Annotated in this window: 4 protein-coding genes; 3 read left to right on the top strand and 1 reads right to left on the bottom strand. The window is 72.0% G+C overall.

Features of this window, described 5'->3' with window-relative positions; translation table 11 throughout:
* Nucleotides 1–1,094 (top strand): alpha-ketoacid dehydrogenase subunit beta (locus tag ACWJ6R_RS32950; protein WP_449065967.1); only part of this gene is annotated, 1,094 nt, incomplete at its 5' end.
* 42 nt (nucleotides 1,095–1,136) lie between these two features.
* Here the strand turns inward: ACWJ6R_RS32950 and ACWJ6R_RS32945 are convergent.
* Nucleotides 1,137–1,619, bottom strand: coding sequence for a nuclear transport factor 2 family protein (locus ACWJ6R_RS32945; RefSeq protein ID WP_449065966.1), 483 nt, complete (start codon nucleotides 1,617–1,619; stop codon nucleotides 1,137–1,139).
* A gap of 162 nt (nucleotides 1,620–1,781) precedes the next feature.
* On the opposite strand from ACWJ6R_RS32945, the gene ACWJ6R_RS32940 reads away from it, so the two are divergent.
* Both ACWJ6R_RS32940 and ACWJ6R_RS32935 read left to right on the top strand, forming a co-directional pair.
* Nucleotides 1,782–2,480, top strand: coding sequence for a M50 family metallopeptidase (locus ACWJ6R_RS32940; RefSeq protein WP_449065965.1), 699 nt, complete (start codon nucleotides 1,782–1,784; stop codon nucleotides 2,478–2,480).
* A gap of 184 nt (nucleotides 2,481–2,664) precedes the next feature.
* A partial coding sequence (locus tag ACWJ6R_RS32935; protein WP_449065964.1) for a sensor histidine kinase occupies nucleotides 2,665–3,284 on the top strand: 620 nt, incomplete at its 3' end.

The following is a 3,284-nucleotide window of genomic DNA, read 5'->3' as shown; positions in this document are numbered from 1 at the left end:
GGCGGTCCCGGCCGCCGCCCCCCGCCGCGGCCCGCGAGCGGGCCTTCGGCGGCCGGCTGCCCGAGGACGAGGGGCCGCTGACCCTCTCCCAGGCGATCAACCGGACCCTGGCCGACGAACTGGCCGCCCGCCCCGACGTCCTGGTCTTCGGTGAGGACGTGGCCCGCAAGGGCGGCGTCTACGGCGTCACCCGCGGCCTGCAGAAGCGCTTCGGCGCCGACCGGGTGTTCGACACGCTCCTGGACGAGCAGACGGTGCTCGGCCTGGCGCTGGGCTCGGGCGTGTCCGGCCTGCTCCCGGTCCCCGAGGTCCAGTACCTCGCCTACCTGCACAACGCCCTGGACCAGATCCGCGGCGAGGCCGCCACCCTGCAGTTCTTCTCCCGCGGCGCCTTCCGCAACCCGATGGTGCTGCGCCTGCCCTCCTACGCCTACCAGAAGGGGTTCGGGGGCCACTTCCACAACGACAACTCCGTCGCCGCGCTGCGCGACATCCCCGGCCTGGTCGTCGCCTCCCCGTCCCGGCCCGACGACGCCGCCGCGATGCTGCGCACCTGCCTGGCCGCCGCGCGCACCGACGGCAGCGTCTGCGTCTTCCTCGAGCCGATCGCCCTCTACACCGCACGCGACATGTTCGAGGACGGCGACAACGGCTGGCTCGCGCCGTACGCCCCGCCGTCCCGCTGGGCGGAGACGCACGTCCCGATCGGCCGCGCCCGCAGCTACGGCGACGGCCGCGACCTGACCATCGTGACCTTCGGCAACGGCCTGCGGATGAGTCTGCGCGCCGCGGTCAGGCTCACCGCGGAGGGGTACGGCTGCCGGGTGCTCGACCTGCGCTGGCTGGCCCCGCTGCCGGTCGAGGACCTGCTGCGCGCGGCCGAGCTGACCGGCAGCGTGCTGATCGCCGACGAGACCCGCCGCGGCGGCGGCGTCTCGGAGGGGATCGTCGCGGAGCTGCTGGACGCGGGGTTCGGCGGGAGGGTCGCCCGGGTGACCTCCTCCGACAGCTTCGTCCCGCTGGGCGACGCGGCCAAGCACGTGCTGCTCTCGGAGGACGAGATCGAGGAGGCGGCCCGCAAGCTCCTCGGCTGACCGGCCCGCCGGCCGGGCCGCCCCGGTCCCCGGCGGCTCCCGTCAGGCGGGGGCCATCGACTCCCTGAGGCCCTCCATCGCCTGGCTCCGGATCCGCGCCCGGAGCGCCGGGGTCCAGCCGACGACGAGCCCCGCCGGCCGGCCGAGGGCCATCTTCGACCAGTGCCTGAAGTCGAACTCGTCGTGCTGCCGGACGATCAGCCCGCCCTCGAACCGGAACAGCGAGTCGATCCGGTTGACGACCTTCCTGCCGGTGGCGGTGAAGGTGTATGCGGCGGTCCAGCCGGTGGTGACCTCGTGGGGGCCGGCGGCCACCTTCCTGAGCGAGACGTCCAGGCCGGTGTTCCGCTCCGTCAGCAGGCGCCACATGCCCATGATCCGGGCCCTGCCCTCCAGCTCCTGGAAGATCGGGTCACCGAAGGTGACGTCGGGGTGGTAACAGCGTTCCATGGCGTCGAGGTCGCGGCGCGCGAGCGCGTCGTAGAAGGTCCTGACGAGTGTGGCGTTGGTGTCGCTCACGGGCATCTCCCGATCATTGCCATTCTGCACTTCGAGCTTAATAACGGCAGATACTTCACAGGTATACAGCACCCGGGGTCCGTCTCCACCAGACTTGTACCCATGGGACGCTTTGCTCTGGCGTTCCGGGGCATCCGCGAGGGGAAGTGACCGTTGACCGAAGTGTGGGTGACTCTCACCACGGCCCAGCCGGGCCCGCCCGCATGGGTCGTGCTGCTGTCCGCGCTGGCCGCCCTGGCGGTGGTGACGTGGTCGGCCTCGTGGCAGCTCTCCCGGGGCCTGGTCACCATCGCCCACGAGGGCGGGCACGCGCTGATGGCGCTGCTCACCCGGCGCAAGCTGCAGGGCATCCGGCTGCACTCCGACACCTCGGGCGTGACGCTCACCCGCGGCAGGCCCACCGGCCCCGGCATGATCCTGACGGCCGCCGCCGGCTACGTCGCCCCCTCCCTGCTGGGGCTGGGCGGCGCGTGGCTGACCTCCGCCGGCTACGTCGCCGTGCTCATCGCCGTCGTGGTCGCACTGCTCGTCTGCATGCTGGTGGTGATCCGCAACCTGTTCGGGGCGGTGAGCCTGCTGGCCGTCGGCGGGGCGATCGCCGCGCTCACCTGGTACGCCCCGCCGGACGTCGACGCGGTCATCGCCTATCTGGCCGTCTGGTTCCTGCTGTTCGGCGGGATCCGGCCGATCCTCGAACTGGGCCGCAAGCGCCGCCACGGCCGCGCCCCCGACTCCGACGCCGACCAGCTCGCCCGGCTGACCTTCCTGCCCGGCGGGTTCTGGGTGCTGCTCTTCCTGCTGGTCTCGGGCGCGGCCCTGCTCGGCGGCGCCTACCTGCTGGTGCCGCTGCCGCTCACCCTGCCCTGAGCCGAGCGCTCCTGGCCGCCTTCCCCGCCGCGGGACTCCTGATGAAAATTACATACCAGTCAGGGCATAGCCGATGTCGATATTTCGGACCTGCTGACATAACCGAGTATTATTTGGTTTTGTTGACAGTTAAGATGATTGATGGTTTTATGGCGGAGTTGCTCCCCCTCCGGCGAGAGTCGGCATGCTCTTTCACACCCATCCCGCGGTGGCGGTCGCGGTCCTGCTCTTTCTCGCCTCGCTGGGCGTCACGGCCGTTCTCTGGCTGCGGCTCAAGCGACTCCGGAGGGAGCAGGCGGCCGAGCGGGACGAGGCCGTCGCACGGGCCCGTGAGGACTTCACCCGGGACATGCACGATCTCGTGGGCCACTGGCTCTGGCTGGCGTCGATCAAGAGCGAGCTGGCCTACCGGCGGGCGCACGGCGACGCCCGGCTCCGCGGCGACCTCGCCGAGGCGCTCCAGGCGGTACGGCATGCCGCCCACGCCGTGCGCAACGCCTCCAGATCCCACCGGAACCTCTCCCTGCGCGGTGAGGCCGTACGGGCCGAGGCCCTGCTGTGGAGCCTGGGAGCCGACTGCCTGATCCAGGTGGACGCCGCCGGCCTGCCGCCGGACCTGGACCTGGCGCTGGGCGCCGTGGTCAGGGAGGGCGTCACCAACATGCTGCGGCACAGCGCCGTCCGCAAGTGCGTGATCGAGACGACCCGGCACGACGGCCGGCTGCGGCTGACCGTCGCCAACGACGGCGCGGCCGGCCCCGGGCGCTTCCCCGTCGGCGGCTCCCTGCCGGCGTCCCTCTCCGG

The sequence above is a fragment of the Planomonospora algeriensis genome, from assembly GCF_977012225.1.
Note: the sequence above shows the minus strand (reverse complement) of the source record. Positions and strands in the feature narration are given on the sequence as shown.

Excerpts from the sequence above, each read along its gene's own strand:
- ACWJ6R_RS32945 (WP_449065966.1), bottom strand. The coding sequence starts at position 1,619 with ATGCCCGTGAGCGACACCAACGCCACACTCGTCAGGACCTTCTACGAC.